General features: G+C 75.5%; 20 protein-coding genes. 15 read left to right on the top strand and 5 right to left on the bottom strand.

The annotated features are described in order from the left end of the window. Positions 1-6: 6 nt before the first annotated feature. From ACFVU7_RS30960 to ACFVU7_RS30940, 5 genes are all read left to right on the top strand, one after another. On the top strand, positions 7-543 hold the full coding sequence (locus ACFVU7_RS30960; RefSeq protein ID WP_388048372.1) for an EF-hand domain-containing protein: 537 nt from the start codon (positions 7-9) through the stop codon (positions 541-543). Beyond that, positions 540-1,673 (top strand): isocitrate/isopropylmalate family dehydrogenase, encoded by a 1,134-nt coding sequence (locus tag ACFVU7_RS30955; protein WP_388048370.1) that lies wholly within the window; start codon positions 540-542, stop codon positions 1,671-1,673. The genes ACFVU7_RS30960 and ACFVU7_RS30955 overlap by 4 nt, the downstream gene beginning before the upstream one ends. Beyond that, the gene (locus ACFVU7_RS30950; RefSeq protein ID WP_388048369.1) at positions 1,670-2,293 is read left to right on the top strand and encodes a cysteine hydrolase family protein; all 624 of its coding nucleotides are present in this window, start codon (positions 1,670-1,672) and stop codon (positions 2,291-2,293) included. The genes ACFVU7_RS30955 and ACFVU7_RS30950 overlap by 4 nt, the downstream gene beginning before the upstream one ends. After that, a complete protein-coding gene (locus ACFVU7_RS30945; RefSeq protein ID WP_388048367.1) occupies positions 2,281-3,234 on the top strand; it encodes an SAM-dependent methyltransferase in 954 nt (317 codons plus the stop codon). The genes ACFVU7_RS30950 and ACFVU7_RS30945 overlap by 13 nt, the downstream gene beginning before the upstream one ends. 455 nt (positions 3,235-3,689) lie before the next feature. Next, positions 3,690-4,475: an MHYT domain-containing protein gene (locus ACFVU7_RS30940; protein ID WP_049659004.1), complete on the top strand. Its 786-nt coding sequence runs from the start codon at positions 3,690-3,692 to the stop codon at positions 4,473-4,475. Positions 4,476-4,630: 155 nt separating this feature from the next. On the opposite strand, the gene ACFVU7_RS30935 is transcribed toward ACFVU7_RS30940, so the two are convergent. After that, positions 4,631-6,643: a M4 family metallopeptidase gene (locus tag ACFVU7_RS30935; RefSeq protein ID WP_387821655.1), complete on the bottom strand. Its 2,013-nt coding sequence runs from the start codon at positions 6,641-6,643 to the stop codon at positions 4,631-4,633. Between the two features lie 941 nt (positions 6,644-7,584). Between ACFVU7_RS30935 and ACFVU7_RS30930 the strand changes: the two genes are divergently transcribed. From ACFVU7_RS30930 to ACFVU7_RS30900, 7 genes are all read left to right on the top strand, one after another. Further along, entirely contained in the window at positions 7,585-8,955 is a 1,371-nt protein-coding gene (locus ACFVU7_RS30930) for a PLP-dependent aminotransferase family protein (RefSeq protein WP_063780398.1), read from the top strand. Next, on the top strand, positions 8,952-10,097 hold the full coding sequence (gene dpgA, locus ACFVU7_RS30925; RefSeq protein ID WP_387975187.1) for a 3,5-dihydroxyphenylacetyl-CoA synthase DpgA: 1,146 nt from the start codon (positions 8,952-8,954) through the stop codon (positions 10,095-10,097). Before ACFVU7_RS30930 ends, dpgA begins: the two co-directional genes overlap by 4 nt. A gap of 21 nt (positions 10,098-10,118) precedes the next feature. Further along, complete coding sequence (gene dpgB, locus ACFVU7_RS30920) at positions 10,119-10,802, top strand: enoyl-CoA-hydratase DpgB (RefSeq protein WP_049659703.1); 684 nt, start codon at positions 10,119-10,121, stop codon at positions 10,800-10,802. Further along, complete coding sequence (dpgC, locus tag ACFVU7_RS30915; RefSeq protein ID WP_388048365.1) at positions 10,799-12,100, top strand: (3,5-dihydroxyphenyl)acetyl-CoA 1,2-dioxygenase DpgC; 1,302 nt, start codon at positions 10,799-10,801, stop codon at positions 12,098-12,100. Before dpgB ends, dpgC begins: the two co-directional genes overlap by 4 nt. 67 nt (positions 12,101-12,167) lie before the next feature. Then, positions 12,168-12,398, top strand: coding sequence for an MbtH family protein (locus ACFVU7_RS30910; protein ID WP_074005399.1), 231 nt, complete (start codon positions 12,168-12,170; stop codon positions 12,396-12,398). After that, complete coding sequence (locus ACFVU7_RS30905; RefSeq protein WP_388048364.1) at positions 12,395-14,443, top strand: ABC transporter ATP-binding protein; 2,049 nt, start codon at positions 12,395-12,397, stop codon at positions 14,441-14,443. Before ACFVU7_RS30910 ends, ACFVU7_RS30905 begins: the two co-directional genes overlap by 4 nt. Continuing rightward, positions 14,440-19,398 (top strand): amino acid adenylation domain-containing protein, encoded by a 4,959-nt coding sequence (locus ACFVU7_RS30900; RefSeq protein ID WP_388048362.1) that lies wholly within the window; start codon positions 14,440-14,442, stop codon positions 19,396-19,398. Before ACFVU7_RS30905 ends, ACFVU7_RS30900 begins: the two co-directional genes overlap by 4 nt. Before the next feature lie 53 nt (positions 19,399-19,451). Here the strand turns inward: ACFVU7_RS30900 and ACFVU7_RS30895 are convergent, their stop codons facing one another. Together ACFVU7_RS30895 and ACFVU7_RS30890 are read right to left on the bottom strand one after the other, a co-directional pair. Further along, entirely contained in the window at positions 19,452-19,679 is a 228-nt protein-coding gene (locus ACFVU7_RS30895) for a hypothetical protein (protein WP_074005396.1), read from the bottom strand. Positions 19,680-19,824: 145 nt separating this feature from the next. Next, on the bottom strand, positions 19,825-20,889 hold the full coding sequence (locus tag ACFVU7_RS30890; protein WP_388048360.1) for a DUF4190 domain-containing protein: 1,065 nt from the start codon (positions 20,887-20,889) through the stop codon (positions 19,825-19,827). Between the two features lie 238 nt (positions 20,890-21,127). Between ACFVU7_RS30890 and ACFVU7_RS30885 the strand changes: the two genes are divergently transcribed. Beyond that, complete coding sequence (locus ACFVU7_RS30885) at positions 21,128-21,664, top strand: AAA family ATPase (RefSeq protein ID WP_388048359.1); 537 nt, start codon at positions 21,128-21,130, stop codon at positions 21,662-21,664. An 84-nt stretch (positions 21,665-21,748) separates the two neighbouring features. Further along, positions 21,749-22,168 carry a helix-turn-helix domain-containing protein gene (locus ACFVU7_RS30880; RefSeq protein WP_388048357.1) on the top strand — a complete coding sequence of 140 codons (420 nt, stop codon included), beginning with the start codon at positions 21,749-21,751 and terminating at the stop codon, positions 22,166-22,168. A 17-nt stretch (positions 22,169-22,185) separates the two neighbouring features. Here ACFVU7_RS30880 and ACFVU7_RS30875 read toward each other — a convergent pair whose 3' ends face one another. After that, positions 22,186-23,196: an LD-carboxypeptidase gene (locus tag ACFVU7_RS30875; protein ID WP_388048356.1), complete on the bottom strand. Its 1,011-nt coding sequence runs from the start codon at positions 23,194-23,196 to the stop codon at positions 22,186-22,188. A gap of 157 nt (positions 23,197-23,353) precedes the next feature. Next, on the bottom strand, positions 23,354-24,187 hold the full coding sequence (locus ACFVU7_RS30870) for an arylamine N-acetyltransferase (protein ID WP_388048354.1): 834 nt from the start codon (positions 24,185-24,187) through the stop codon (positions 23,354-23,356). Positions 24,188-24,378: 191 nt separating this feature from the next. Between ACFVU7_RS30870 and ACFVU7_RS30865 the strand changes: the two genes are divergently transcribed. Continuing rightward, positions 24,379-25,995, top strand: coding sequence for an alpha/beta fold hydrolase (locus ACFVU7_RS30865; RefSeq protein WP_388048352.1), 1,617 nt, complete (start codon positions 24,379-24,381; stop codon positions 25,993-25,995). Positions 25,996-26,050: the final 55 nt, after the last annotated feature.

Here is a 26,050-nt window from a genome sequence, read left to right as displayed (position 1 = left end):
ACCGCCATGCCCACCACCGCAGCCACCGACCGTGTCGGGCTCGTGTTCTCACTGTTCGACGCCGACGGGAACGGCGCCATCGAACCGGCCGACTTCGACCTGATGGGCAGCCGTGTCGTCGCGGCGCTCCCCCAGGCCGACGAGGAGGCCAGGGACCGGCTGCTCGACGCCCTGCAGCGCTACTGGCGCACGCTGGTGACCGAGCTGGACGCCGACGGCGACGGACGGATCAGCCCCGAGGAGTTCACCGCCGTCGTGCTCGACCCGGAGCGCTTCGACGCCACCATCGACGAGTTCGCCCGGGCGCTCTCCGAGCTCGGCGACCCGGACGGCGACGGCCTGGTCACCCGCCCCGACTTCCTCGCCCTGATGACCGCGATCGGGTTCGACCACCGGAACACCACGGCCCTGTTCGACGCGTTCGGCCCGGTGGACGGCGACCGCGTCCCGGTCGTCGTCTGGGCGGAGGGCATCCGCGACTACTACCGCCCCGAGAAGGCCGGCATCCCCGGCGACCGCCTGGTCCCCGGGACGGCCCGGTGACCCCGGCCGCCCACCAGGGCACCGGCCCGGCGCCGGTGCCCGTCGCCGGGCAGCCCGCGATCGGGCTGGCGGTGGGCCGGGGCACCGGCCCCGAGCTCGCCGCCGTCTTCGAACGCGTCCTGCGGGTGCTCACCGCCGCCCGCCCCACGGGCGTGCGGATCGTCCGCTCCCCGCGCCTCTACCACTCCTACGTCTCGCTGCGCCCGCTGGCCGGCCCCGCCGGGATCCAGGACCTGACCGGGCAGGACGCGGAGCACTACGAGCGGTTCTGCCGAGACCTCGCCGACGCCGGCACCACGGCCGTCTTCCGCACCGCGATCAACGCCCAGTCCCTGTACCTGGTGCGCCACCGCCTGCGCGCCGTCAAGGTCGACCTGTTACGGGAAGGAGAAACGTCACTGCTCCTGGTCCGCGACCAGGCCCAGGGCTTCTACACCGGGGAGAACCGGCACACCCCGGGAGAGGTCGTCCGCACCATGGCCTTCAGCCGGGAGACCACCGAGGCCGTCGTCCGCCACGCCCTGGAGCGGGCCCGGCGCGAATGGCCCGACGGGCGGATCGACCGCATCGTCATGGCCTACAAGTTCCATCTCCTGGACGGCGCGTTCGACGCCTGGGTCGCCGACATCGCCGAGCGGCTGGGCATACGGATCGAGGTGTTCCAGCCCGACACCGTGAACCGCAACCTCATCACCCACGGCCTGCCGGACCGCACCCTGCTGATCGCCGGGAACGAGTGGGCCGACATCATGCACGTGGTCCTGCTGGACCGCTTCGGCGCCCAGCGGCAGGAGAGCCGCTGCACGGAGAACGTGTACCTCGGCCCCGGCGCGGCCGGACTGGTGGAGTACCAGACCGTGCACGGCTCCGCCGACGACCTGGCCGGGCGCGACCTGGTCAACCCGGTGGCCACCCTGCGCGCCGCGGCCCTCGTCGCCGAGCGGCACGCCGCGGTGCCCGGCGCCGTCGGGGCGGTCGAGACCGCCCTGGCCGTCCTGGACGACAAGGGCGTGCACACCCCGGACCTCGGCGGCCGGCACTCCACCACCGCGGTGGTCGACGCGCTGGTCGACGTCCTCGACCTGCCCGGCGCGCCCACCGGATCCACCGCCCCGGTGGGCGGGCCGTGAGCGCCCGGACGGGAACGGCCCTGGTGGTGGTGGACCTGCAGAACGACTTCTGCACCGGGCCGGTGGCCAGGGCCCGGTTCGGCGGCGACGGCGCCGTCCTGGACGCCGTGGTCGCCAACAGCGTCCGGGCGGTGGACCTGGCCCGGCGCGCGGGCGTGGAGGTGGTGTTCGTCCGCTTCCTCGGCGACACCGCCCACCAGGGCGCGGCCTGGCGCGCGCGGGACCGGCGGCTGGGCAAGCGGCCGAAGTGCCTGGAGGGCACCTGGGGAGCCCGGTTCCACGGGGTGGCCCCGGCCCCGGGCGAGCGGGTCTTCACCAAACGGGCCTGCTTCGACGCCTTCCTCGGCGACGGCCTGGAGGAGCACCTGCGCGCCGGCGGCACCGGGCACCTCGTCTTCGCCGGCCTCTACGCCGACGTCTGCGTGGACTCCACCGCCCGCACCGCCTTCCAGAAGGGCTTCCACATCACCGTCCTGACGGACTGCACCACCTCCCTGCACCTGCCCCACGACGAGGTCCTGCGGTTCATGCGCGTCCTGTACGGCGCCCGCACCACCACCGGCGACGACCCCGCGGCGTGGACCGCGCCCGCGCACGAGGAGGACCCGTGCACGCCCTGACCGGACCGGAGGACGGGACGGCCGCGGCGCACGGCGTCGCCTCCGGAGTGGGCCGTACCGCCCTGCTGGTGGCGGCCGCCCGCGCCATCGAGACCCACCGCCCCGACGCCCTGGCCCGCGACCCGCTCGCCGAGCACTTCGTGCGCGCCTCCCCCGCCTCGGCGCACTGGCCCCTCCACCCCGACCAGGTCCCCGACGCGGAGGCCGACCCGCTGTGGGGGCGCCTCGGGCGCTACTTCGGGCTGCGCACCCGCGTCCTGGACGACCACCTGCTGGCCGCGGCGCGGGCCGGTACGCGCCAGGTCGTCATCCTGGGCGCGGGCCTGGACTCCCGGGCGTACCGGCTCGACTGGCCGCCCGGCCGCGTCCTCCACGAGATCGACACCGAGCAGGTGCTGGCCTTCAAACGGGCGGTCCTCGACGCGGCGGGCGCGGCCCCCGCCACCGAGCGCCGCCCGCTGGCCGCCGACCTCCGCGGCGACTGGGCCGGGCCGCTGCTGGAGGGCGGCTTCGACCCGGCGGAGCCGACCGCGTGGCTCGCCGAGGGGCTGCTGCTCTACCTCCCCGCCGAGGCCGAGCGGCGGCTGATGGCCACCGTGCACCGGCTCAGCGCGCCCGGCAGCACCCTGGCGTACGAGCTCAAGGACGTGGCCGCCGAACCGCCGGCGGTGCGCACGGCCCCCGCGTACGTCGCGGCCCGGGAGCGGCTCGGCATCGACCTGCGCGCCCTCTTCGACGCCGGCCCCCGCCCCGACTCCGCCGCGGAACTCACCCGCCTGGGCTGGACGGTGGCCGTGCGCAGCCCGTACGACTTCACCGCCCTGCACGGCCGCGGTCCGGCGCCGGAGCCGGACGACGCCCTGGCGGCCAACCGCTGGGTCTTCGCCGCCCGCCGCGGTCGGCCGGGCGGCGTCCCGGGCGGCATCCCGGGCCGCCGCTGAATTCCGCGGCATTCCGCGGTATTCCCTGCCGTTCGGCGGGGGGTCTCCCCCGCCGGACGGGCGGGATTATCCAAGGGGTTTTCCGAAAGGGAAAAGGATGCACCCGCTGCGAAAACCGCATTACTCGACGTAATGTCGATCATGGATTCCGCCGCCTCGCGCCGCCCTTGGCCGGGGCCCGGGTCCACGTCAATTCCGCTGCATGGCAAGGGACTTCACCGATCCCCGCGTGACCGGCGGGGGTGCCGGGAAATGCCGGACGTCGGCGGATTCACCTGACCGATCCTCATCGGTTCACCCGGTTGTCGATTTCGCGGAAACTGTTCGTCGCTATACGATCCTTCAGGAATCGGATCCTGATCCCCGGCCGGACCGGCAGCCCCCGCAGTCGCCGCACCGGCCCGGGCAGAAGCGCGTTCCGCCCGTCCCCCCGCACGAACGCACTCCAGGTGACCATGCATCCCCACACCGCCCACATCGACGGGTTCCACTACGGCTGGATCAACCCGGTCCTGTCCTACCTCATCGCCTGCACCGGCGCGGCGCTCGGACTGCGCTGCACCGTACGGGCCCTGACCCTGCCGCCGGCCCGCCGCCTGGGGTGGCTGCTGCTGTCCGCGGTCGAACTCGGCTGCGGCATCTGGACCATGCACTTCATGGCGATGATGGGCTTCGCCGTCACCGGCTCGTCCGTCGTCTACCGCGTCCCCGAGACCCTCGGCAGCCTCCTGCTGGCCATCGTCGTCGTCGGCGCCGGCGTCCTGTACGTCGGCTACCGCCGCAGGACGCTCGCCTCCCTGCTGATCGGCGGCACCGTCACCGGCTGCGGCGTCGCGGCCATGCACTACCTCGGCATGGCCGCCATGCAGGTCCAGGGCGTGGTCTCCTACGACCCCGTCCTGGTGGCTGTCTCCATCGCCATCGCCGTGGCCGCCGCCACCGCGGCGCTGTGGATGACCCTCAACATCACCGGCTTCGCCGCCTCGCTGGTCGCCTCCCTGATCGCCGGGGTCGCGGTCACCGCCATGCACTACACCGGGATGGCCTCCGTCTCCGTCCGGCTGGACGACCGGCTCCTGCCCGCCGGCCTGCCCGCCTCCCAGTTCGTCGTCCCGCTCGCCGTCGCCATCATGGCCGTCATCGCGATCGGCGGGTTCGTCCTCACCCTCTCCCCGCAGGACCCGGTCGACGTGCCGGCCCGGGAGCCGCTGCGCGTCAAGCTCTTCGACCGCGGCGCCTGACCGGCCCGCCGTGCCGCGCGCACGGCACCGACGCCCCGGGGGCGGCCCGGACAACGGGCCGCCCCCGGGGCGTTTGGCGCGTACGGCTGCGCCGCGGCCCGTCCCCCTCGACGGGCCGCGGCGCAGCGGCTTCACGGGGTGTCAGCGCGTGCGGGTCACACGGCCTGCCACAGCGCCGGGACGTTCGGCGGCTCCCAGCCGACCATGGCGGTGTGGCCCTGGAGGCAGCGGTAGGAGGCGCCGTTGTAGGTCACGACGTCGCCCGCCTGGTAGGTGGTGCCGGCGGTCCAGGTGCCGCCGGGGTTGGGGTTGCCCCCGCCGCCGACGGTGAGGCTGTACTGGGCGATGTGGGTGGTGGCGCCGGCGGTGCCGGTGACGGTGATCTGGTAGGTCCCGGTCGCGGCGCTGGAGGCGGCGGACAGGGTCAGGGTGGAGGAGGAACCGGCCTGCACCGACGAGGGGTTGAAGCTCGCGGTGACGCCCGCCGGGAGGCCGGAGGCGGTGAGGCTCACGGTCTGGGCGGTGCCGGAGGTGACGGCGGTGCTCACCGTGGAGGTGGTGGAGGCGCCGGGCTGGGCGGAGCCGGAGGCCGGGCCGAGGGAGAGCGAGAAGTCGTTGCTGCCGTTGTTGGAGCAGGTGGGGTCGCCGCTCTGGGCGGGGACGCTGACGGCGTCCCAGGCGGCCTTGGCCCGGTTGAAGAAGGTGCAGGTCGGGTCGAGGCTCTTGGCGGCGGTCAGGGTGGCGGTGCGGTAGCGCTTGTAGGTCATGCCGCTGGTCTTGAGCAGCATGCCGCCGTAGAAGACCCGGCCGGCGTCCTTGATGCCGATGCCGGTGACGGAGGAGTTGTTGCAGGTGGGGCTGGTGGGCTTGCCGCCGCCGGGGTTGGAGCCCTCGGCGAGCAGGTAGAACCAGTGGTTGAGCGGGCCGGCCGCCGCGTGCTCCTCGGTCTGCGGGATGGAGGAGGAGTAGCAGTTGGGGTTGTTGCTCACCAGGGAGGGGTTGTACATGTTGCGGATCGGGCCGTTGCCGACCAGGTTGATCATCTCGCCGACGGTGTAGTCCGGGGAGTCGTACGGGGCGGGCTCGTTGGCGTACGACTCGGTCAGCGCGCCCATGATGTCGCCGGTGGCCTCGCCCAGGCCGGACTCGTTGTTGGCGCCGCCGGGGGTGTACTGGTCGATGCCGTGGCCGAACTCGTGGCCGACGACGTCGATGGAGGCGATCCACTTGTTGGCCTGGCTGTGGCCGATGGATATCGTGCTGCCGTCCCAGTAGGCGTTGACGTCGTTGAGGCCGACCTTGACCGGCCAGCTGCCGCCGTTGCCGTTGTGCCCGTTGCGACCGAGCCAGTCGCGGAGCATGTCCCATTCCTTCTGGGCCGCGAACATCGCGTCGCCGCAGCCGGTCTCCTTGCTGGAGGCGCTGCCGGTGCCCCAGGAGTCGCTGGACTTGGAGAAGACCTGGCCGGTGCTGTAGTCGGAGCAGGACAGGCCGGGCCGGTTGGGGTCGCGCAGCGAGTAGGAGCCGCCGGAGTTGGTGGTGCTGATGGTGACGGGCGCGGGGCCGTTCCACTCGCTGTTGATGGTGCCGGCGCGCACGTCGTCGTAGCTGTCGACGACCTCGCCGGTGGTGGCGTCCACGAAGACGTGCAGGCGGCTGGGGGCGCTGCCCTTGTGGCCGGTGAGGACGGTCTCCCAGGCCAGGCGGCCGGTGCCGTCCTTGACGCGCACGACCAGGCGGCGGGACTCGACGGAGTCGACGGCGGCCAGCTTGGTGCGGGCGGTCTTCTCGGCGTGCTCGGCGCTGACCTGCGGGGCGGTCGAGCCGCCGACGGGGCCGGTGGCGGCGGACTGCAGGGCGCGGACCTTGCCCTGGGAGTCGGCGAGGACGACCGCGTCGCCGCCGACCACGGGCAGGCCGTGGTAGCTGCGCTCGTAGGAGACGGAGTAGAGGCCGCCGAGCCAGGGGGTGACGGTCTTGCGCTCGTAGGTCTCGCCCGGGCCCTTGGCCAGCGCGTCCAGTCCGGCCGCGGCGACGGCGTCGGCGGCGTTGACGGCGGCGGCCAGGGCGCTCGGCGGCGCCGGGGAGGGGGTGGGCGCGGCGGTGGCCGGGCCCGTGGCGGCGGCGATCATGCCGGCCAGCACGGTCAGGGTGGTCGCCGTGGTCAGCAACCTGCCTGCGGTGACTCTGCGTTGCATCGAGGCTCCTCGCATGTGGGGGTCCTCGACCGCGGACGGTAGGGGCTGGTGGCGCGCCGCGCAGCCGTATCCGGGGGACGGCCGTGCGGGCCGTCCGCGCTCGGGTGCCCGAACCCTCACACGGCGTCATGCTCGGGTCAATGCCCGGTGCGCGCGGGGCGGTGGGTTGGCGAATTCCGTCAAGCCGGGCGGTCCGGTTCGGCGCCAACCTGGGCTTTTGTCCCAGTGGTTGAGACCACGTCAGGTGACGGGCCATGATCGGACGGCGACCGGTCGGGGCGGGCCGGCGGCGGTGGGCCGGGCCGGTGGGCGGGCCCCCGGGGCCGCCCGGCCATGGGGCCCCGGACGCTCCCCCGGCGGCGCCCCGGGCGGGCCGGCGCCGCGGGGGCGCGGAGGCGGGCCGGTCGGCGCCGGGGCCGCGGGCACGACGGCGGGACCGGGAATCCGGTAGCAGGCTGTGACGGGGCGGAAACCCACAGCGCTTGACAGCCCCTCGCCCGGGGGCGCGTACTGGAACGAGGACAAACAGCAGACAGGGCCCTGTGCTCCGGATATCCGTCGGATACCGCGGCCGGTGCGAAAGCGGCGACAGGGCGTGCTGGGATCTCGATACCCCCTCGCGCCGCCTTCGGCCCGGTGCCCGACGGCGGTTTTCGCGTGCGGGCACCGCGCCGCCGCCGTTCGGACGGTGCGCCCGCGGTGGCGCCGCCGGAGCCCGTGGCCCGTCCGAGGGGCCGCCATGAGACCGACGTCGAGACCGACCGATGTTCGAACGCGGGAGGACGGTACCGGCGATCCGCCCACGGGGCGCCGCCGCACCGTCGCCCTGCCGCGCGTCCTTCACGCGAGCCCTGGCATCCGCCGTCCGACGGGGTGCCGCACGGCGGCTCGTCCACGGAAAGGCGGGCACCATGGTGCTCGATTCGACCACGCTGCACTCGAGCATCGAGGACCCGGTTCTCGACCGGATGAACTTCCTCAACGAGATCACGTCCAGCTACCCGGACGCGGTGTCCTTCGCGCCGGGCCGCCCCTATGACGGATTCTTCGAGGTCGAGGAGGTCCACACCTACCTGCGCCGGTACGCGGCCTACCTGGAGAGCCGGGGCGCGGGGCCGGCCGAAGTGCGCAGCGGCTTCTACCAGTACGGGCCGGCGGCGGGGCAGATCCGGGAGCTGATCGCGTACTCGCTGCGGCAGGACGAGGGGTTCGAGGTCGCGCCCGAGGCGATCGTGGTGACGGTCGGTGCGCAGGAGGCGATGTTCCTGGTGCTGCGCGCGCTGTTCGCGACGCCCGCGGACGTGCTGCTGCTCGTGACCCCCTGTTATGTCGGGATCATGGGGGCCGCGCGGCTGCTGGACATCCCGGTGGTCGCGGTGCCGGAGCGTGACGGGCGGCTGGTGGTGGCGGACCTGGACGCGGCGGTGCGGGCGCAGCGGGCGGCGGGCCGCCGGCCGCGGGCCGTGTACGTGGTGCCGGACCACGCCAATCCGACCGGGTCGACGCTGGACCTTCCGACGCGTACCGGGCTGCTGGAGCTGGCCGGGCGCCAGGGTCTGCTCGTCCTGGAGGACAGTCCCTACCGGTTGAGCGGCCCGGGGCCGCGGTGCCCGATGCTCAAGGCGCTCGACACGTCGAGGAGCGTGATCCAGCTCGGCACCTATTCCAAGACGGTGTTCCCCGGTGCGCGGGTCGGCTACGTGGTGGCCGACCAGGAGGTGCGCGACGGGCGCGGCGGGATCCGGTTGCTGGCGCGGGACCTGGCGAAGGTGAAGAGCATGGTGACGGTGAACACGTCCTCGCTCAGCCAGGCGGCCGCGGCGGGTGCGCTGCTGGGTTCGGACGGGCGGCTGTCGGTGCTGAACGCGCGGGCGGCCGAGCACTACCGGCGCAGCATGGCCGCGACGCTCGCGCAGTTGGAGCGGTGGCTGCCGGAGCGGCGGCGCCGGGAGCTGGGGGTGGGCTGGAACCGGCCCGACGGCGGTTTCTTCCTCACGCTGCGCACCGGTTTCCGGACCGGTACGGCGGCGCTGGAGCGGTCGGCCCGGGAGTTCGGGGTGATCTGGACGCCGATGGAGTTCTTCCATCCGCACGGCGGGGGCGAGCGGGACATCCGGCTGTCGATCAGCTACCTGACGCCCGGGCAGGTGGTCGAGGGCGTCGAGCGGCTGGTGCGGTTCGTGGAGACGCTCAGTGAGGAGACGCGCGGCGGTGGGGCGCGCGGTGGTGGACGCACGGTGGTGACGTGCCCGGTACCCGGAACGGAGAGTGACGCACCATGACCACGGCCCTGGACCGAGCGCCGGCCGCCACGGTCCCGCGCATCGTGAGCGTGGGCACCGCCGTGCCGCCCGAGCACTACTCCCAGGAGGAGCTGCTGGACCTGTTCGGGATCACCGACCGCCGGGTGCGCTCGGTGTTCCTGCTGGGCTCCATCCGGCAGCGTTCGCTGGTGCTGCCGCCGGCGGCGCCGGACGGCACCAGGCTCCGGGAGAGCCAGGGCGACCTGCTGGACAAGCACAAGGCGTGGGCCGTGAGCATGGGGGCGGACGCGCTGCAGCTGTGCCTCAAGCGGATCGGGGCCGACCTGTCGGAGGTGGCGTACCTGTGCTGCGTGACCTCGACCGGCTTCCTGACGCCGGGGCTGAGCGCGCTGCTGATCCGCGAGCTGGGCATGGACTGGCACACCGCGCGGGCCGACATCGTCGGCATGGGCTGCAACGCCGGGCTCAACGCGCTGGCGGTGGTGGGCAACTGGGCGGCGGCGAACCCGGGCCGGCTGGCCGTGATGGTCTGCTCGGAGGCCTGCTCGGCCGCGTACACGATGGACGCCACGATGCGCACGGCCGTGGTGAACAGCCTGTTCGGCGACGGCGCCGCGGCGGTGGCGGTGGTGGCGGACCCGGTGAACGACGGGCGCCGCACGGCGGAGGGGGCCGAGGACGAGGAGGCCGAGGAGGAGGGGCCCGGCCGCCGGCTGGAGGGGCCCCGGATCCTGCGGACCGCGAGCGTGACCATCGTCGACGCGATCGACGCGATGCGCTACGACTGGGACCGCGACCAGGGCCGCTTCAGCTTCTTCCTGGACCCGCAGGTCCCCTACCTGGTCGGCGCGCACGTGGAGGGGGTCGTCGACCGGCTGCTGGCGGGCACCTCGCTGCGCCGCGACGACGTCGCGCACTGGCTGGTGCACTCCGGCGGCAAGAAGGTCATCGACGCGGTCGCCGTCAACCTCGGGCTGACCCGGCACGACCTGCGGCACACCATCACCGTGCTGCGCGACTTCGGCAACGTCTCCAGCGGCTCGTTCCTCTTCTCCTACGACCGGCTCCTGCGGGAGGGCGTGGTCCGCGACGGCGACTACGGCGTGCTGATGACCATGGGGCCGGGTTCGACGATCGAGTCCGCGCTCATCCAGTGGTGAACCGACCCTAGGGAGACCGCAATGCCCGTCAACGCCCTGCCCGAGGGCCCCGTGCTGCACGTGGACGGCCGCCGGGAGATCTCGGCCGAGCTGACCGCCGCCCTCGGCGCCCTGTGCGACGAGGCGGAGAGCGCCGGCGCCGACGCCGCGACCCTGTTCCTGTCCGGCGCCCCCGACGGCGAGGCGGTGGCGAAGGCGGGCGACACCGCCGCCGTCACGAAGTGGGAGCGGGCGGTACGGCGCTTCGAGCGGCTGCGGCTGCCCACCCTGGCGGCGGCGAGCGGGGAGTGCGGCGGCGTCGCGCTGGACCTGCTGCTGGCGGCCGACGTCCGGGTGGCGGCCCCGGACCTGCGGCTGCTGCCGTCCTTCCACGGGCAGGCCGTCTGGCCGGGCATGGCCGGCTACCGGCTGGTCCAGCAGCTCGGGCCGGCCCGCGCCCGGCGCACGGTGCTCTTCGGGGTGCCGATCACCGCCCGCGAGGCCCTGGAGCGGTGCCTGGTGGACCAGGTGAGCCGGGACCCCGGGCGCACCCTGGCGGCCGCCGCCCGGCTGCTGCGCCGCCTGTCCGGCCCCGAACTCGCGATCCGCCGCCAACTGGCCTTCGACGCCCAGTGGATGAGCTTCGAGGACGCGCTCGGCCCGCACCTGGCCGCCTGCGACCGCGCGCTGCGGCGCACCCGGGCCCCGGACGGGGTGACGGCGTGAGCGCGGCCACCGGGCGGGCGCCCGCCGCCGTACGGGAGCGCGCCGCGGACGGGCTCGACCGGGCGGCGCGGCTGCTGACCCCGTTCCCCGCGCCCGGGCCGCGCACCGGCGAGGAGCGCGAGCGCGCCGAGCGGGAGCTGGACGCCGGCCGCGCGCGGCGCACCGCCTTCCTGGACCGCCACGCCGAGGAGCTCTACGACCGGATCACCGCGGGCCGCACCCTGCGCCCGCGGCTGGACGCCCTGGTGGAGGGCGCCGCGTCCGCCGTACCGAACCTGGTGCCCACCGCGGCGCAGCTGCGGGCGGAGCGGGCCCTGCCGGTGGCCGAGCGCCTCGGCTACGAGGTCGACCTGGGCGTCCTGCTGCGCGGCGTGCTGCGCGGCCCGGCCGCCGGCGGCCACCTGATGGACTCCATGCTGCGGCCCACCGGGCGGGCGCTGGAGCTGCTCGGGGAGTTCCGGGCCACCGGGGTGGTGCGGATGGACAGCACCCGGCTGGAGCGGCGCGCGGGGGTGGCCCGGATCACCATGTGCGCCGGGGACCGCCTCAACGCCGAGGACGAGCAGCAGGTCGACGACATGGAGACCGCGGTCGACCTCGCGCTGCTGGACGAGGGCTGCGAGATCGGGCTGATCCGGGGCGGCGAGATGACCCACCCGCGCTACGCGGGGCGCCGGGTGTTCAGCGCCGGGATCAACCTCAAGCGGCTGCACGCGGGCGAGATCACCCTCGTCGGGTTCCTGCTGCGCCGCGAGCTCGGCTACCTCAGGAAGCTGCTGCTCGGGCTGCGCACGGACGACGCGTCCTGGCGCTACCCGTTCACCGACATGCCGTGGGTGGCCGCGGTGGACGGCTTCGCGATCGGCGGCGGCATGCAGCTGCTGCTCGCGGTGGACCACGTGCTCGCGGCCTCCGACGCCTACCTGAGCCTGCCGGCCGCGCAGGAGGGGATCGTCCCGGGCGCGGCGGACTTCCGGCTGCCCGCGGTGACCGGCCCCCGGCTGGCCCGGCAGATCATCCTCGGCGGCCGACGGGTGCGCGCGAGCGACCCCGAGGCCCGCACGCTCGTCGACCAGGTCGTCGACCCGGCGGACCTCGACCGGGCCGTCGAACGGGCCCTGGAGCTGCTGCGCGACCCGGCCGTCACCGCCAACCGCCGCATGGTGAACCTCGCCCTGGAACCGGCGGACGGCTTCCGCGCCTACCTGGCGGAGTTCGCCGTCCAACAGGCGCTGCGCATCCGCGCGGCGGACGTGCTCGGCAAGGCGGGCCGCTTCACGGCCCGGCCCTCCGGGTGAGAGCGCCGCGCCGCTGCCCTCCCCCGCCGCCCCGGCGGGCGGCACCCGAACGAACAAGGAGACCGAGATGACCAGCCCCTTCGACGACCCGGACGCCTCCTACCTCGTGCTGGTCAACCCCCTGGGCCAGTACTCGCTGTGGCCCGGGTTCGCGCAGGTGCCCGCCGGGTGGCGGATCGCCCGCGGCCGGGGCTCCCGCGACGAGTGCCTGGCGTACGTCGACCGCGTCTGGACCGACCAGCGCCCGCCGGCCCCGACGGCCGCGGCGCCGGACGGCAGGGAGGTCGTCGCGCCATGACGAGCGGCCCGGGCCCGCTGATCACCATCCGGGCGACCCCCGGCGACGGGACGCAGCCGGCCCGGGGGCAGGTCAGGCCCGGCACCTCCCGGCGGATCCTGCCCTACCTGCGGCCCTACCGCCGGCAGATCGTCGCGCTGCTGACGCTGACCGTGGTCGACGCCCTCATCACCGTCTCCACGCCGCTGCTGTTCAAGGAGCTCATCGACCGCGGCATCGTGCCGCGCGACCGGGCCGTGGTGGCGGGCGCCGCCGTCGCGGTGGCGGTCCTGGCGCTGCTGCAGGCCCTGGTGGGCTTCCTGGTCAGCCGCAGTTCGGCGCGCATCGGCGAGGGGCTGATCTACGACCTGCGCACCGAGGTCTTCCGGCACGTGCAGCGCCAGCCGCTCGCGTTCTTCACCCGCACCCAGACCGGCTCGCTGGTGAGCCGGCTCAACACCGACGTGATGGAGGCCCAGCAGGCGGTGACGGTGCTGCTGTCCAACGTGCTCTCCAGCCTGCTGGTGCTCTGCCTGGTGGTCGCCACGATCTTCTACCTGTCCTGGCTGATCGGCCTGGTGGTGCTCGTCACGGTGCCGCTGTTCGTGCTGCCGGGCCGGGTCGTCGGGCGGCGGCTGCAGCGCAACCTGCGCACCTCGATGCAGCTGGACGCCGAGCTCGGCTCGCTCATGCAGGAGCGCTTCAACGTGGCCGGCGCGCTGCTGGTCAAGCTCTACGGGCGGCCCGAGCGCGAGGACGGCCGGTTCGCCGGCAACGCGGCCCGGGTGCGGGACGTGCGCGTGGTCACCTCCGTCTACGCGCGGATGCTGCTGGTGACGGTGACGCTGCTGGCCTCGCTGGCCACCGCGGTGGTCTACGGCGTCGGCGGCGAGCTGGTGGTCGCCGGGAGCATCCAGATCGGCACCCTGGTGGCCCTGGCCACCCTGCTGGCCCGGCTCTTCGGCCCGATCAACCAGCTCTCCAACCTGCAGTCGAACTACCTGACCGCCCTGGTCTCCTTCGACCGGCTCTTCGAGGTGCTGGACCTGAAGCCGCTGATCGTGGAGCGGCCCGATGCCGTCGCCCTGCCCGTACCGGGCCCGGGCCGGGCCCCGGAGGTCGAGTTCGAGGACGTCTCCTTCCGCTACCCGGCCGCGAAGGAGGTCTCCCTCGCCTCGCTGGAGACGCTGTCGCTGCCGGCCCCGGAGCGCTCCGGCACCGCCCAGGCGCTGCGCGGGGTGAGCTTCCGCGCCCCGGCGGGCCGGCTGACCGCGCTGGTCGGGCCCTCCGGCGCGGGCAAGACCACCGTCAGCCAGCTGGTGGCCCGGCTGTACGAGCCGACCGGGGGCACCGTGCGGATCGGCGGCGTCGACGTGCGCGACCTGTCCCTGGCCTCGCTGCGCGACACCGTCGGCATGGTCACCCAGGACGCCCACCTGTTCCACGACACCATCCGCGCCAACCTGCTCTACGCCAAGCCGGACGCCACCGAGGCGGAGCTCGTCGAGGCCTGCGAGGCCGCGCAGGTCCGGGACGTGGTCGCGGCGCTGCCCGACGGCCTGGACACCGTCGTCGGCGACCGCGGCTACCGCTTCTCCGGCGGCGAGAAGCAGCGCCTGTCGATCGCCCGGCTGCTGCTCAAGAAGCCGTCCGTGGTCGTGCTCGACGAGGCCACCGCGCACCTGGACTCGGAGTCCGAGGCGGCCCTGCAGAAGGCGCTGTGGACGGCCCTGGCCGGCCGCACCGCCCTGGTGATCGCGCACCGGCTGTCCACGATCCGCGAGGCCGACCAGATCCTGGTGCTCCAGGACGGGCGCGTGGTCGAACGCGGCCGGCACGCCGCGCTCGTCGACGCCGGCGGCCTGTACGCGGAGCTCTACCGCACCCAGTTCGCCGACCCGCCCGCGCCGCGCCCCGAAGCCGGGCCGGACCCGGCCGACGGCTACGGCGCCCCGCCCCCGCCGCCGCCCGGCGGAGGCCCCCTGCGCCTGCTGCCGCCGCCCCAGGCGGCGGCCGGCCCCGACCGACCCGAACGGCCCGACCAACCCGAACGGAGAGCACGATGAGCCAGCTGACGGTCGAGGACGTGTGGCCGCTTTCCCCGCTGCAGGAGGGACTGCTGTTCCACGCCTCGTACGACCAGGACGCGCCCCGGGACGTGTACGTGGGGCAGCGGGTCCTCAACCTCGACGGCGAACTGCGGCCCGAGGTGCTCCAGGCCTCCTGGCAGGCGCTGCTGGACCGGCACGCGAGCCTGCGGGCCGGCTTCCGCTCCCGCGCGGCCGGCGACACCGTCCAGGTGATCGCCAAGGGCGTGCGGATCCCGTGGACGTACGCCGACCTCGGCGCACTGGACGAGCGGGAGGCCGACGCCCGCGCCGGCGCCCTGGCCGCGACCGACGCCCGGCGCTTCGACCTCGGCCTGCCCCCGCTGCTGCGGGTGCTGCTGCTGCGCGCCGGCCCCGACCGGTACCGGATGGTGGTGACGATGCACCACATCCTGATGGACGGCTGGTCGCTGCCGATCCTGTTCGACGAGCTGTGGCGGATCTACGACAACGGCGGCGACCCCTCGGTGCTCCCCAAGGTGCCGCCGTACCGCGACTACCTCGCCTGGCTGGGCCGCCGGGACACCGACGCCGCGCGCGCGGCCTGGCGCGCGATGCTGGCCGGCACCGGGGAGCCCACCCTGGTGGGCCCGGCCGACCGCAGCGGCCCGCCGGTGATGCTCCGGCACGTGATCGACCGGATCGGCGACGACCTCACCGACCGGCTGCGGGAGACCGCGCGCGACGCCGGGGTCACCCTCAACCGGGTCTTCCAGGTCGCCTGGGCGCTGCTGGTCGGCAAGCTGTCCGGCCGCCTGGACGTGGTCTTCGGCGCGACCGTCTCCGGCCGCCCCGCCGACGTGCCGCAGGCCGACCGGATGGTCGGGCTGTTCATCAACACCGTGCCGGTGCGCGTGCGCCTGGACGCGGCCGTGCCCTTCCGCACCGCGATGGCCGCCCTCCAGGACCAGCAGGCCGCCCTGCTCGACCACCAGCAGCTGAGCCTGCCCGAGATCCAGCGCGCCGGCGGCCCGGGCGCGGTCTTCGACACCCTGATGGTCTTCCAGAACTACCCCCGCGGCCCGATGGCGGCCCCCGCCGCCGACCCGGCCGCGCCCGGCGCGCCGCGGCCCACCGCTCCCCCGCCCCCGGGCGAGGGCCTGGGCGGCACCGCGCTGCGCAGCGGGGAGCAGGCCGGCGGCCCACTGGGGCGTGGGCCGGGCCCGGAGCCGCCCGCGCCCGCGCCCGCCGACGGGACGTCGAAGCCGCCGCCGATGCCCGCCTGGGTCTCCCGGCGCGGCCCCACCGGGGTGCGGGTGGCGGCCGGCGGCGGCGAGGAGGCCGCCCACTACCCGCTGACCGTCGTCGTCACGCCGGCCGACGACACCGAGATCCGGCTGGACTACCGGCCCGACCTGTTCGACGAGCGCACCGCCCGCGGCCTCGTCGACCGGATGACGCTGGTGCTGCGCCAGGTCGCGGCCGACCCGGACGTGCCCCTGGGCCGGCTCGACGTGCTGACCGGCGAGGAGCGGCGGGACCTGGACGGCTCCGGGAACCGGACCCGCCGCGAGCTGCCCGAGGCGACCCTCGCCGAGCTCTTCGAGCGGCAGGTGCGCCGCACCCCCGCCGCGGTGGCCGTGGTCGCCGGGGACACCGAGCTGACCTACGCCGCGCTGGACCGGCGGGCGAACCGCCTGGCGCACCGGCTGGCCGGGCTCGGCGTGGGCCCCGAGACGCTGGTGGGCGTGGTGGCCGAGCGCTCGCCCGAACTGATCACCGCGCTGCTGGCGGTGGTGAAGGCCGGCGCGGCGTACCTGCCGATGGACGGCCGGCACCCGGCCGGGCGGCTCCGCGCGGTCGCGGCGCAGGCGGGCCCGGCCGTCGTGCTGGTGGACGCGCCCAACGCCGGGCGGGGCCTGGCCGACGCCGGACTGTTCGCCCCCGCCGAGCTGTTGCGCCTGGCGGCGGAGCCCGCCGAGGAGACGGACGCGGAGCCGGAGGCCGGGGCCTTCCCGCCGGTGCCGGTCCGGCCGGAGAACCTCATGTACGTCATCTACACCTCCGGGTCCACCGGCCTGCCGAAGGGCGTCGCGGTGACCTACGGCAGCGTCCTCGCCTTCTGCCTCGACGAGTGCTGGTCCAGCGGGGCCCTGGAGCGGGTGCTGGTGCAGGCCAACCACGCCTTCGACGCCTCCACCTACGAGATCTGGACGACGCTGCTGCACGGCGGCCGGCTGGTGCTGGTGCCCCCCGGGGACATCGACACCGTCGAACGCGGCCGGCTGATCGCGGCCCAGCAGGTCACCAACGTGCACGCCACGGCCGGGCACTTCCGGGTGCTCGCCGAGCAGGCCCCGCACATCTTCGGCGGCGTGCGCGAGGTCTCCACCGGCGGCGACGTCGTCTCCGCGAACGCCGTACGGACCCTGCTGCGCTCCCACCCCGGCATGGTGGTGCGCACCACCTACGGCCCCACCGAGACCACCGCCTTCACCACCCAGCTGCCCTTCACCGACCCGGACGCGGTGCCCGACACCGTGCCGCTGGGGCGGCCGATGGACAACACCAGGGTGTTCGTCCTGGACGCCTTCCTGCGGCCCGTGCCGGTCGGCATGACCGGCGAGCTCTACCTCGCCGGGGCCGGACTGGCCCGCGGCTACCTCGGCCGTCCCTCACTCACCGCGGAGCGCTTCGTGGCCTGCCCCTTCCCCGCCGAGGACGAACCCGAGGGCGCCCGGATGTACCGCACCGGCGACCTGGCGCAGTGGACCCCGGACGGGCAGCTGCTCTTCCTCGGCCGCGCCGACGAGCAGCTCAAGATCCGCGGCTTCCGCGTCGAGCCGGCCGAGATCGAGGCCGTGCTCGCCGCGCACCCCGGCGTCGCCCAGGCGCTCGTCGTCGCGGTCGAGGACGAGGACGGCCACAAGCGGCTGGCCGGCTACGCCGTGCCGACCGACGGCGACGAGTCCGCCCTCGACCCGGAGGCGCTGCGGGAGCACCTCGCCGGGAAGCTGCCCGACTACCTGGTCCCGGCCTCGGTGACCGTCCTCGGGGCCCTGCCCGTGACGGCGAACGGCAAGCTCGACCGGGCCGCCCTGCCCCGGCCCGTCTTCGCCGGCCGGTCGGCCGGACGCGAGGCGGCCACCGACGCGGAGGAGCTGCTGTGCCGGCTGTTCGCCGAGGTGCTGAACCTCGAACAGGTCGGCCCGGAGGACGACTTCTTCGTCCTCGGCGGCGACTCGATCACCTCGATGCTGCTGGCCGGGCGGGCCGGCCAGGCCGGCCTGGCGATCTCCCCGCGCCAGGTCTTCGAACTGTGCACGCCCGCGGAGCTCGCACGGGTGGCCGGGCCGGTCGACGGGACGAAGGCGCAGCACGCCGAGGACGTCCCCTACGGCCCGGTCCCGCTGACCCCGGTGATGCGCGAGGTCGCGCGGCGGGCGGGCTCGGTGGCCCGCGCGGGCAGCCAGGCGATGCTGCTGACCGCGCCGCCCGGCCTGACCACCGGGCAGCTGACGGACGCGCTGCAGGCGGTCCTCGACCGGCACGAGGTGCTGCGGGCGCGGCTGGAGGAGGACGAGGAGCAGCTGGTGGTGCCCGAGCCGGGCACGTCCTGGGCGGTCGCCGCGGCGGACCTGGTGAGCCGGGTGGACGCGGCCGGCCTCGACGGGGAGCGGCTGGACGCGCTGGTCGACGAGCAGGCCACCGCCGCCGAGGCCGCGCTCGCGCCGCGCGACGGCGTGATGCTGCGCGCCGTGCTCCTGGAGCGCGGCGCCGGGCGCAGCGGCCTGGTGCTGCTGACGGCCCACCACCTGGTGATCGACGGCGTCTCCTGGCGGGTGCTGGTGCCCGACCTGGCCCTGGCCCACGCGGCCCTGGCCGCCGGCGGCGCGGACGCGGCCGGGGCGGCGGTCGCCGCCGAGGCGACGTCGTTCCGCCGCTGGGCGGTCGCCCTGGCGGAGCGGGCCCGGGCGCAGCGGACGGTGGACGAACTGCCGGACTGGCGGCGGGTGGTGGACCGGGTCGAGGACCCGCTCGCCGACCGGCCGCTCGACCCGCGCGTGGACACCGCGGGCGGCGGCCGCTCGCGCGCCGAGCTGACCGTCCCGGCGCGCACCGCGGGGCCGCTGCTGGCGGCCCTGCCCGCCGCCTTCCACGCGGGCGTGGACGACGTGCTGCTGTCCGGTCTGGCCGCGGCGCTCGGCGAGTGGCTGCGCGCCCGGGGCAGGCCGGTGCCGGAGGGCTTCCTCATCGACCGGGAGGCGCACGGCCGGGTGCCGCTGTCGGAGGACATGGACCTGACGCGCACGCTCGGCTGGTTCACCGCCGTCCACCCGGTGTGGCTGGAGACCGGGCCGATCGACCCGGCCGAGGTCCGGGCGGGCGGGGAGGACGTGGCGCGGCTGATCAAGCGGGTCAAGGAGCAGTTGCGGCAGCGGCCGGGCGACGGTCTGGGGTACGGGCTGCTGAGGTACGCCAACCCGGCCACGCGGTCGGTGCTCGCGCCGTTGGCGGCGCCGCAGATCGGGTTCAACTACCTGGGCCGGTTCGGCGGTTCCGGTGAGGAGGCGGGCTCCGCGGACGCGGACGCCGGGGTGGGCTCCGCGGCCGGTGGGCGGCCGTGGACGTCGGCGGGCGAGCACGTGATGCCCGGCGGTGTCGACCCGGCGATGCCGCTGCGGCACGTGCTGGAGATCAACGGCCGGGCGCGGGACCTGCCCGAGGGCCCCGAGCTGTCCTTCGTCCTGGAGTCGCCGGCCGGGCTGCTCGGCGGGGCGGAGCTGGCGGACCTCGCCGAGCGCTGGCGGGCGGTGCTGGAGGGCCTGGTGCGGCACGCCGACGAGGGCTCCGGCGGCCACACCCCGTCGGACTTCTCGCTGATCTCGCTGGGCCAGGAGGACATCGACGAGTTCGAGTCCGCCTTCGGCGGCGGGGACGGCGCGAAGGACGGCGAGAAGGACGGCGGCTGAGGCGGCGGCGGGCAGGGGTCGCGGCCCCGGTGGGCGCGGCCCCTGCCCGGGGGTCAGCCGTCGCTGCCGATCGGGCAGGTCGCGTCGGGGGCGTGGCCGAGGGGCCAGGCGAGGCCGACCAGGACGGCGTTCTTGATCTTCGGGTCGAGTTCGACGACGGGCACGGCCTTGTTGTAGGCGTTGCCCTGCGGGTCGAGGCAGATCCAGCCGCTCGCGCCGTTGACCCGGTTACTGCCGTGCATCCGCCTCCAGCCCTCGGTGACGTCGTCCGTCGAGGGCATCGCCACCTTGTCCGTGGTCTGGTTGCGGATGCCGGCGACGGCGGTGGTGACCGAGACGGGGCCTCGGTTGCCGATTCGTGACGTGCCGTCAGAGTTGCTGCGGGGGGCGGTCGGGCGGCCTCGGGTGGTGGGGGCCGGTCGGGGGTCAGCCGGCCGGGCCGGTCCAGATGACGTCCTTGTACTCCGTGCCCATGGTGTGGTCGAACCGGACGGAGAACGGGTCGCCCGCGCCGGCCGGCAGGGCGTACGCGGTCAGCCCGGTGGCCTCCTCGCCCGGGGCCAGGGACTTGGTGAGGATCTTCATCCGTCCGCTGCCGTCGATCAGGGTGAAGACGAGGTTGCCCTTGGCGTCCCGGACGGTGGGCAGCCCCGAACCGAGGAGCGAGACCTCCGCGGGCCCGGTGTTGACGACGGTGATCCTCACCTGGACGATCGTGGCGTCCTTGGGGGTCTCGCCCACGCCCCCGCGCGGGACGTACGGCTCCGGCGCGGCCATCGTGACCTTCAGTCCGTCCGGGTAGGTGTAGGACTGGCCGAACGACAGGCGCCGGGCCCGCTCGTCCGCGGCCCGCTTCTCCTGCTCGGCCGCGAGCCGCTGGCGCTCGGCCTCGATCCGCGCCTTCTCCTTGGCCGCCCGCTCCTCGGCGGCCTTGGTCGCGGTCTCGAAGCGGATGCGCGCGGCCTCCGCCTGCGCCTTCTGCTCCCGGTGGACCTCCTGCACCCGGTTCACGACGAACACGCCGGTGCCGACCGAGACCAGCAGGCCGGTGACGCCCAGGACCACGCCCGCCAGGGCCATCGCCCGGTTGGCCGCCAGGCCCTTGCGCACGTGGCCCAGGGCGATCACGCCGAAGACCACGGCCAGCAGGGCGGGCAGCCAGGACAGCCAGAACAGGATGATGGTCAGGCCGAGCACGACGCCGACGATCCCGAGCACCATGGCCGCGATGCCCAGGCCGTTGCGGGGCTGCGGCGCGGGCGCCGGCATCGCGTAGGGCGGCCAGTACGGGGCGCCGGGGGCCTGGCCGGGGGCCTGACCCGGTATCTGCCCGGGGCCCGCGGCGGGGGCGTGAGCGGGGGCGGGGCCGAAGCCGGGGCCGGGGACCGTGGGGGCCGCGTCCTGGCCCTGGCCCGGCGGCGCCCACGGGTCGGCGGCGGCCGGCTCCTCGGCAGGCCGCGGGCTGCTGTCGGGCGGGACGGGAACGGTCATGCGGAATCCTTCGGGAACGGTGGGATGTCGGGCGGGCCGCTGCTCGGCCCCGGGTCGGGGGCCTCCTGCCCGGCTCCCCGACGGCAGCGGCCCGGCCCCACGCGTCACCCCCTGGGACGGGACGCCGGCCGGACCGGCGAGTGATCAAGATATACAGGTGCCGGGCCACGGCCTCCCCCCGGGTACCCGGTGGGCGCCCGGTGGTGTGGGCGGGGCGCGGCGCGGGGACGGTCGCGGTGTGACGGGCAGTCCGGAGAGCGTGTTGGTCGTGGTGCGGGGTCCGAGCGGCGCCGGGAAGTCCAGCGTCGCCGCTCGGCTGCGGGCCGCGTACGGGCGGGGCCTCGCCGTCGTCGGGCAGGACCTGCTGCGGCGTACCGTGCTGCGGGAGCGGGACGTCCCGGGCGGGGCGAACATCGGGCTGATCGACCTGGTCGCGCGGCACGCCCTCGACCACGGCTTCCACACGGTCGTCGAGGGCATCCTCGCCGCCGAGCGCTACGGGCCGATGCTGGCCCGGCTCGTCGCCGACCACCGGGGCCGCAGCTTCCTGTACTACCTCGACGTGGACTTCGCCGAGACCGTGCGCCGGCACGCCACCCGCCCCCAGGCCGCCGAGTTCTCCCCCGAGGACATGGCCGACTGGTACCGGCCCCACGACCTGCTCCCCGACGGTCTCGAACAGGTCGTCGGCCGGCACAGCGGCCTGGAGGAGACGGTCGGGCGGATCCTCGCCGACACCGGCCTCGCCCCGGCCGGTTGGACGCCCCGGCCCTGAGGGGCCGCGGCCGGCGCGCGGGCTTCACCCAGGGCGGAACCCCGTGCTCTTCCCCCGGGGCGCCGGATCCCTAGGGTGTGAGGGGTGAGCACCCATGCGCCGAACGAAGCCCGCGTCATCCCCCTGCGCCCGCAGGCGCAGCCGCCCGCGTCCGGCGGGCCGTCCCGTCCCCCGCACCCGGCGCCCGTACAGCGGGAGCCGCTGTGGCGCGACGTCGTCGGCGACGTGCTGCGGCGCGAACGGCTCGCCCAGGAACGCACGTTGAAGGACGTCGCGGAGGCGGCCCGGATCTCGATGCCGTACCTGTCGGAGCTGGAGCGCGGACGCAAGGAGGCCTCCTCCGAGGTGCTCGCGGCCGCCGCCCGGGCGCTGGGCCTCGGCCTCGGCGACCTGCTCTCGCTCGCCCAGGACGAGCTGGCCCGCTACGCCGCCGTCCCGAGCCGCACCGGCCGGGGCCGCGCCCCGTCCACGGGCCGGTACGACGGGCTCTGCCTCGTCGCCTGACGGCTTCCGCGGAGGGGTCAGGAGACCGCCGGGGTGAGCAGGGTGAGGGTGCGGGCGGTGGCGTCGGCCTCGGCCCGCACGCCGAGGGGCAGCGGGAGGTTGGGGCCGGCGTGGCCGAAGTCCACGCCGGCGAGGACGGGCAGCGGGCGGTCGCCGAGCACGTCCAGGACCACCTCGCGCAGCGACGGCTCTCCCACGCCGGCGGGCCCGTCGGAGCCGACCCGGTGCGGGGTGCCGACCACCATCGCCGCGATCCGGTCCAGGACGCCGGACAGCCGCAGCACGTGCAGGTCCTTCCAGACCGCGGACAGCGGCCGGTCCACCTCCTCCCAGAAGAGCACCGCGCCGTCGAAGGACCGCGCGGGGACGGCGTACGGGGTGGCCTGGAGGGCGACGAGCCGGTTGAGCAGGCCGCCGACCAGCGGGCCCCGGGCGCGGCCGTCGCGCCAGCACTGCCACGGGGAGAGCGCCGGCAACGGCCCGGGCGGGGCCGGCACGGTGAGCACCCGTAGGTACGCCTCGCGCAGCGCCCGGTGCGCGCCGTCCTCCTCGGGCCCGTCCGCGAAGCGCCCGCTCCACTCGCCGAAGCCGTAGGTGGCCATGTCGGCGTGCACGCCGACCAGTCCGGTGCGGGCGTGCAGGGCCAGCAGCAGCTGGGAGACGTCGCTGCAGCCCAGCACCGGCTTCGGGTCGGCGCGTACGGCGTCCAGGTCCAGCTGGTCCAGCCAGCCCGTCACCGCCTGCCCGCCGGTGTGCGCGACGATCGCCCGCACCTCGGGGTCGCGCAGCAGCGCGTTGAACTCCGCCGCCTGCTCGGCGGGACGGCCCGCGGCCCACCAGTGCCGGCGCCCCTCGGCGACCGACGGGCACACCCGTACCCGGAAGCCGAGTTCCTCCAGTACGGCCGTGCCGCGGGCCAGGAGGTGCCGGTCCCCGTCCTCCAGCGGACCGGACGGCGCGGCCACCGCCACCAGGTCACCGGGGCGCAGGGCACGCGGGCGGAGCAGGGCGGTCGGCGCGGTGGGCATGGGGCGACCCCGGTTTCACAGGTGGGCGGATCCGGCCGGGCCGGACGGGCGGGACACCCCCCGGCGGCCGCACCGGCCGGGCGGGTCGGACCGCAGTCTCGCCGTCGGCCTGCGCGGCGGCAACCGGTTTTCGCCCGGGCGGGCGGTCGCCGGGCGCTCAGCCGGGGAGGGCCGGCAGGCTCGGCAGGCGGTCCAGGGTGATGCCGAAGCGGGTGCGGTACGCGGCGAGGGCCTCGTCGTCGGTGAGGGTCCGTTCGGTGCGTTCGCCGGCCGGGGTGGTGGTGATGAGGCGGTTGCCGCTGAGGGTCGCCCGGCCGCCGTCCGCGGTGAGCAGTGTGCAGGTCGTGGAGCGGGTGAAGTGGGAGTCCGGTGAGGTGGTCTGCCACCGGCAGGTCGGGGCGAAGTCGGCGAGTTCGTACGGGCGCGAGCCCAGGCGGTACTGGGGCGTGCCGTCCCGCAGGACGTCCAGGTCGCCGTCCGTGCCGGTCGGGGTGAGGGTGAACGCGCCCTCGGCGTCGGCCTGTTCGCCGCGCTCGTCGAGGCGCAGCGGGTGGTGGCTGAAGCGGCCGAAGCCGACGTCGGCCAGCCACGGTTCGTCGAGGTCCACCCGCAGGGCGAGGTGGTCGAAGGGCGGGCCGAGCCGTTCGCCGTCGAAGACGCGGGCGGCGAGCAGGCCGACCCGGTAGCCGAGCGAGGTGAGCAACTGCGCGAAGGCGCCGTTGAGTTCGTAGCAGAAGCCGCCGCGGCGGCGGGTCACGACCTTGGCCAGCAGGGCGGCGGGGTCGAGGACGATGCTCTCGCCGAGGTGGATGTCCAGGTTCTCGAACGGGACGGTGCGCAGGTGCGCGAGCTGGAGCCGGGCGAGCGCGCGCGGGGAGGGGGCGCCGGGGTCGGGCAGGCCGATGCGGTCGAGGTAGGCGTCCCGCTGGGCGGCGGTGAGGCCGTCGGCGGGGCCGTCGGACGGCTGCTCGGGGTGTGGCACGTGATCCATCGGGCCATTCCACCCGGGAGGCCGGGCGCGGGGCCATCGGCTTTTGGTCCTACGCCCCCGGGTTCCCGCGCGCCCGGGTCCGTACGCGCCCGGGGTTCTTACACGCCTTTGCCGTCACTCTGCCGAACGGCTGACGGGCGCCCGGCAGAGTCGTGCCCACACCGACCGCAGGACGTACGGAGGACACCGCGATGACGACGAGCACGGCGAGGGGCACGGCCACCGGGGCGAACGGCGCGAGCGCGAACGGCGCGAACGGCGCGGACACGGGCGGCGCGGGGCGGCGGGCCCGGCGGGGCGCCCTGGCCGCCGCGGCCCTGGCGGTACTGGCGACGGCGCTGCCGCTCGCCGCCGCCCCGCCCGCGCAGGCCTCCGCTGCCGGGGCGCAGGGCCGGCCCGCGTGGTGCCCGGCCGTCCCCGGCCACCGGGTCGACTGCACGACCATGCGCCGGCCCCTGGTGACGGGCGAGCCGCGCCTGGGCGGCGTCGACGTGAGCTACGCGGTGGTGCGCCACAGCCGCCCCGGTCCGGCCCTGGGCACCGTCGCCCTCAACCCCGGCGGCCCCGGCGAGACCCTGATCGACCGCGCCGAGCAGGTGGCCGGTGCGCTGCGGGGGGTGCTGGACGACTACGACCTGCTCCTGCTGGACCCGCGTGGCACCGGCCGCTCCGGCCGGCTGCCCTGCGACGTCACCGAGGCCGAGTACCGCTGGGCCCCGCGCCCCGAACAGCGCGAGCTCGTCGCCGAGTGCGCCGAGGAACTCGGCCCGCGTGCCCGCGGCTACACCAGCGCCGCCACCGCCGACGACATCGACGCCGCCCGCGAGCGCCTGGGCGCCCCCCGGCTGGTGCTGTACGGCATGTCCTACGGCACCTACCTGATGCCGGTCTACGCCGACCGCCATCCCGAGCGGGTCGAGAAGATGGTGCTGTCCGGCGCCTACCCGGTCGCCTTCGACTCCCTGGCCCGGCCCGGCGCCCAGCAGGTCTCCCTGACGCTGCGCCGGATCTGCGAGCGCAGCGGCGCCTGCGACCCGGACACCGCGGTGCACGACCTCGCCGCCGTCGCCGAGCGGCTGCGCGCCCGCCCGCTGAAGGTGACCGCCGAGGCCGGCGGCGAGCGGCGCACCGTGCTGTTCACCGAGGACAAGCTCGCCGACCTGATGTACGAGCCGGCCACCCGCGGCATCGGCCTGCACCCCGGGGAGTCCGGGCTGCTCGGCGCCCTGCCCGCCGCCCTGCACGCCTTCGCCGCGGGCGACGAGGGGCCGCTGTCCGCCCTGGTGCGCGGCGAGATGGAGGGCACCGGCACCGAGGACCAGGCCTCCTTCCTGGCCGTCACCTGCAACGACTACGTCCGCGCCTGGGACCCGGAGGCCCCGGTGTCGGAGCGCCGCCGCCAGTACCGCGCCGCCCTGGCCGCCGCCGACCCGGCCGACTTCGGGGCCTTCAGCCCCGAGGGCTGGGCCGCGGGCCAGACCGACGGCGGGGACAACTGCCTGAACTGGCCGCGCCGGGGTACCGCCCGCCCGCAGCCGACCGACCTGGGGAACCTGCCCGACGTGCCCGTCCTGGTGCTCTCCGGGGACCTCGACACCAACACCCCCGAGGTCAACTCCCGCCTGTCGGCGGCCCAGTTCCGCCACAGCGCGTTCGTCTCGGTACCCAACAGCGGACACCTCCCGGAGATGGAGTCCACGGGCTGCGCCCTGGAGATCTCCAGCGGCTTCATCCGCACCGGCGAGGTCGGCGACACCTCCTGCCTGGTGCGGATCCCGCCGGTCGAGGTCGTCCCGGTCCCCCGCTGACGCGTCGTCGGCAGCCCCCGACCGGCCTGACCACGCCCGCCACCAGCGAGGATGA

The sequence above is a fragment of the Kitasatospora sp. NPDC058046 genome (assembly GCF_042885595.1).
Lineage (GTDB): Bacteria > Actinomycetota > Actinomycetes > Streptomycetales > Streptomycetaceae > Kitasatospora.
Note: the sequence above shows the minus strand (reverse complement) of the source record. Positions and strands in the feature narration are given on the sequence as shown.

Coding starts and splice junctions, on each gene's coding strand:
- ACFVU7_RS30960 (WP_388048372.1), top strand. CDS start 7: ATGCCCACCACCGCAGCCACCGACCGTGTCGGGCTCGTGTTCTCACTG.
- ACFVU7_RS30940 (WP_049659004.1), top strand. CDS start 3,690: ATGCATCCCCACACCGCCCACATCGACGGGTTCCACTACGGCTGGATC.
- ACFVU7_RS30930 (WP_063780398.1), top strand. CDS start 7,585: ATGGTGCTCGATTCGACCACGCTGCACTCGAGCATCGAGGACCCGGTT.
- dpgA (WP_387975187.1), top strand. CDS start 8,952: ATGACCACGGCCCTGGACCGAGCGCCGGCCGCCACGGTCCCGCGCATC.
- dpgB (WP_049659703.1), top strand. CDS start 10,119: ATGCCCGTCAACGCCCTGCCCGAGGGCCCCGTGCTGCACGTGGACGGC.
- ACFVU7_RS30910 (WP_074005399.1), top strand. CDS start 12,168: ATGACCAGCCCCTTCGACGACCCGGACGCCTCCTACCTCGTGCTGGTC.
- ACFVU7_RS30905 (WP_388048364.1), top strand. CDS start 12,395: ATGACGAGCGGCCCGGGCCCGCTGATCACCATCCGGGCGACCCCCGGC.
- ACFVU7_RS30900 (WP_388048362.1), top strand. CDS start 14,440: ATGAGCCAGCTGACGGTCGAGGACGTGTGGCCGCTTTCCCCGCTGCAG.
- ACFVU7_RS30895 (WP_074005396.1), bottom strand. CDS start 19,679: ATGCCCTCGACGGACGACGTCACCGAGGGCTGGAGGCGGATGCACGGC.
- ACFVU7_RS30890 (WP_388048360.1), bottom strand. CDS start 20,889: ATGACCGTTCCCGTCCCGCCCGACAGCAGCCCGCGGCCTGCCGAGGAG.
- ACFVU7_RS30875 (WP_388048356.1), bottom strand. CDS start 23,196: ATGCCCACCGCGCCGACCGCCCTGCTCCGCCCGCGTGCCCTGCGCCCC.
- ACFVU7_RS30870 (WP_388048354.1), bottom strand. CDS start 24,187: ATGGATCACGTGCCACACCCCGAGCAGCCGTCCGACGGCCCCGCCGAC.
- ACFVU7_RS30865 (WP_388048352.1), top strand. CDS start 24,379: ATGACGACGAGCACGGCGAGGGGCACGGCCACCGGGGCGAACGGCGCG.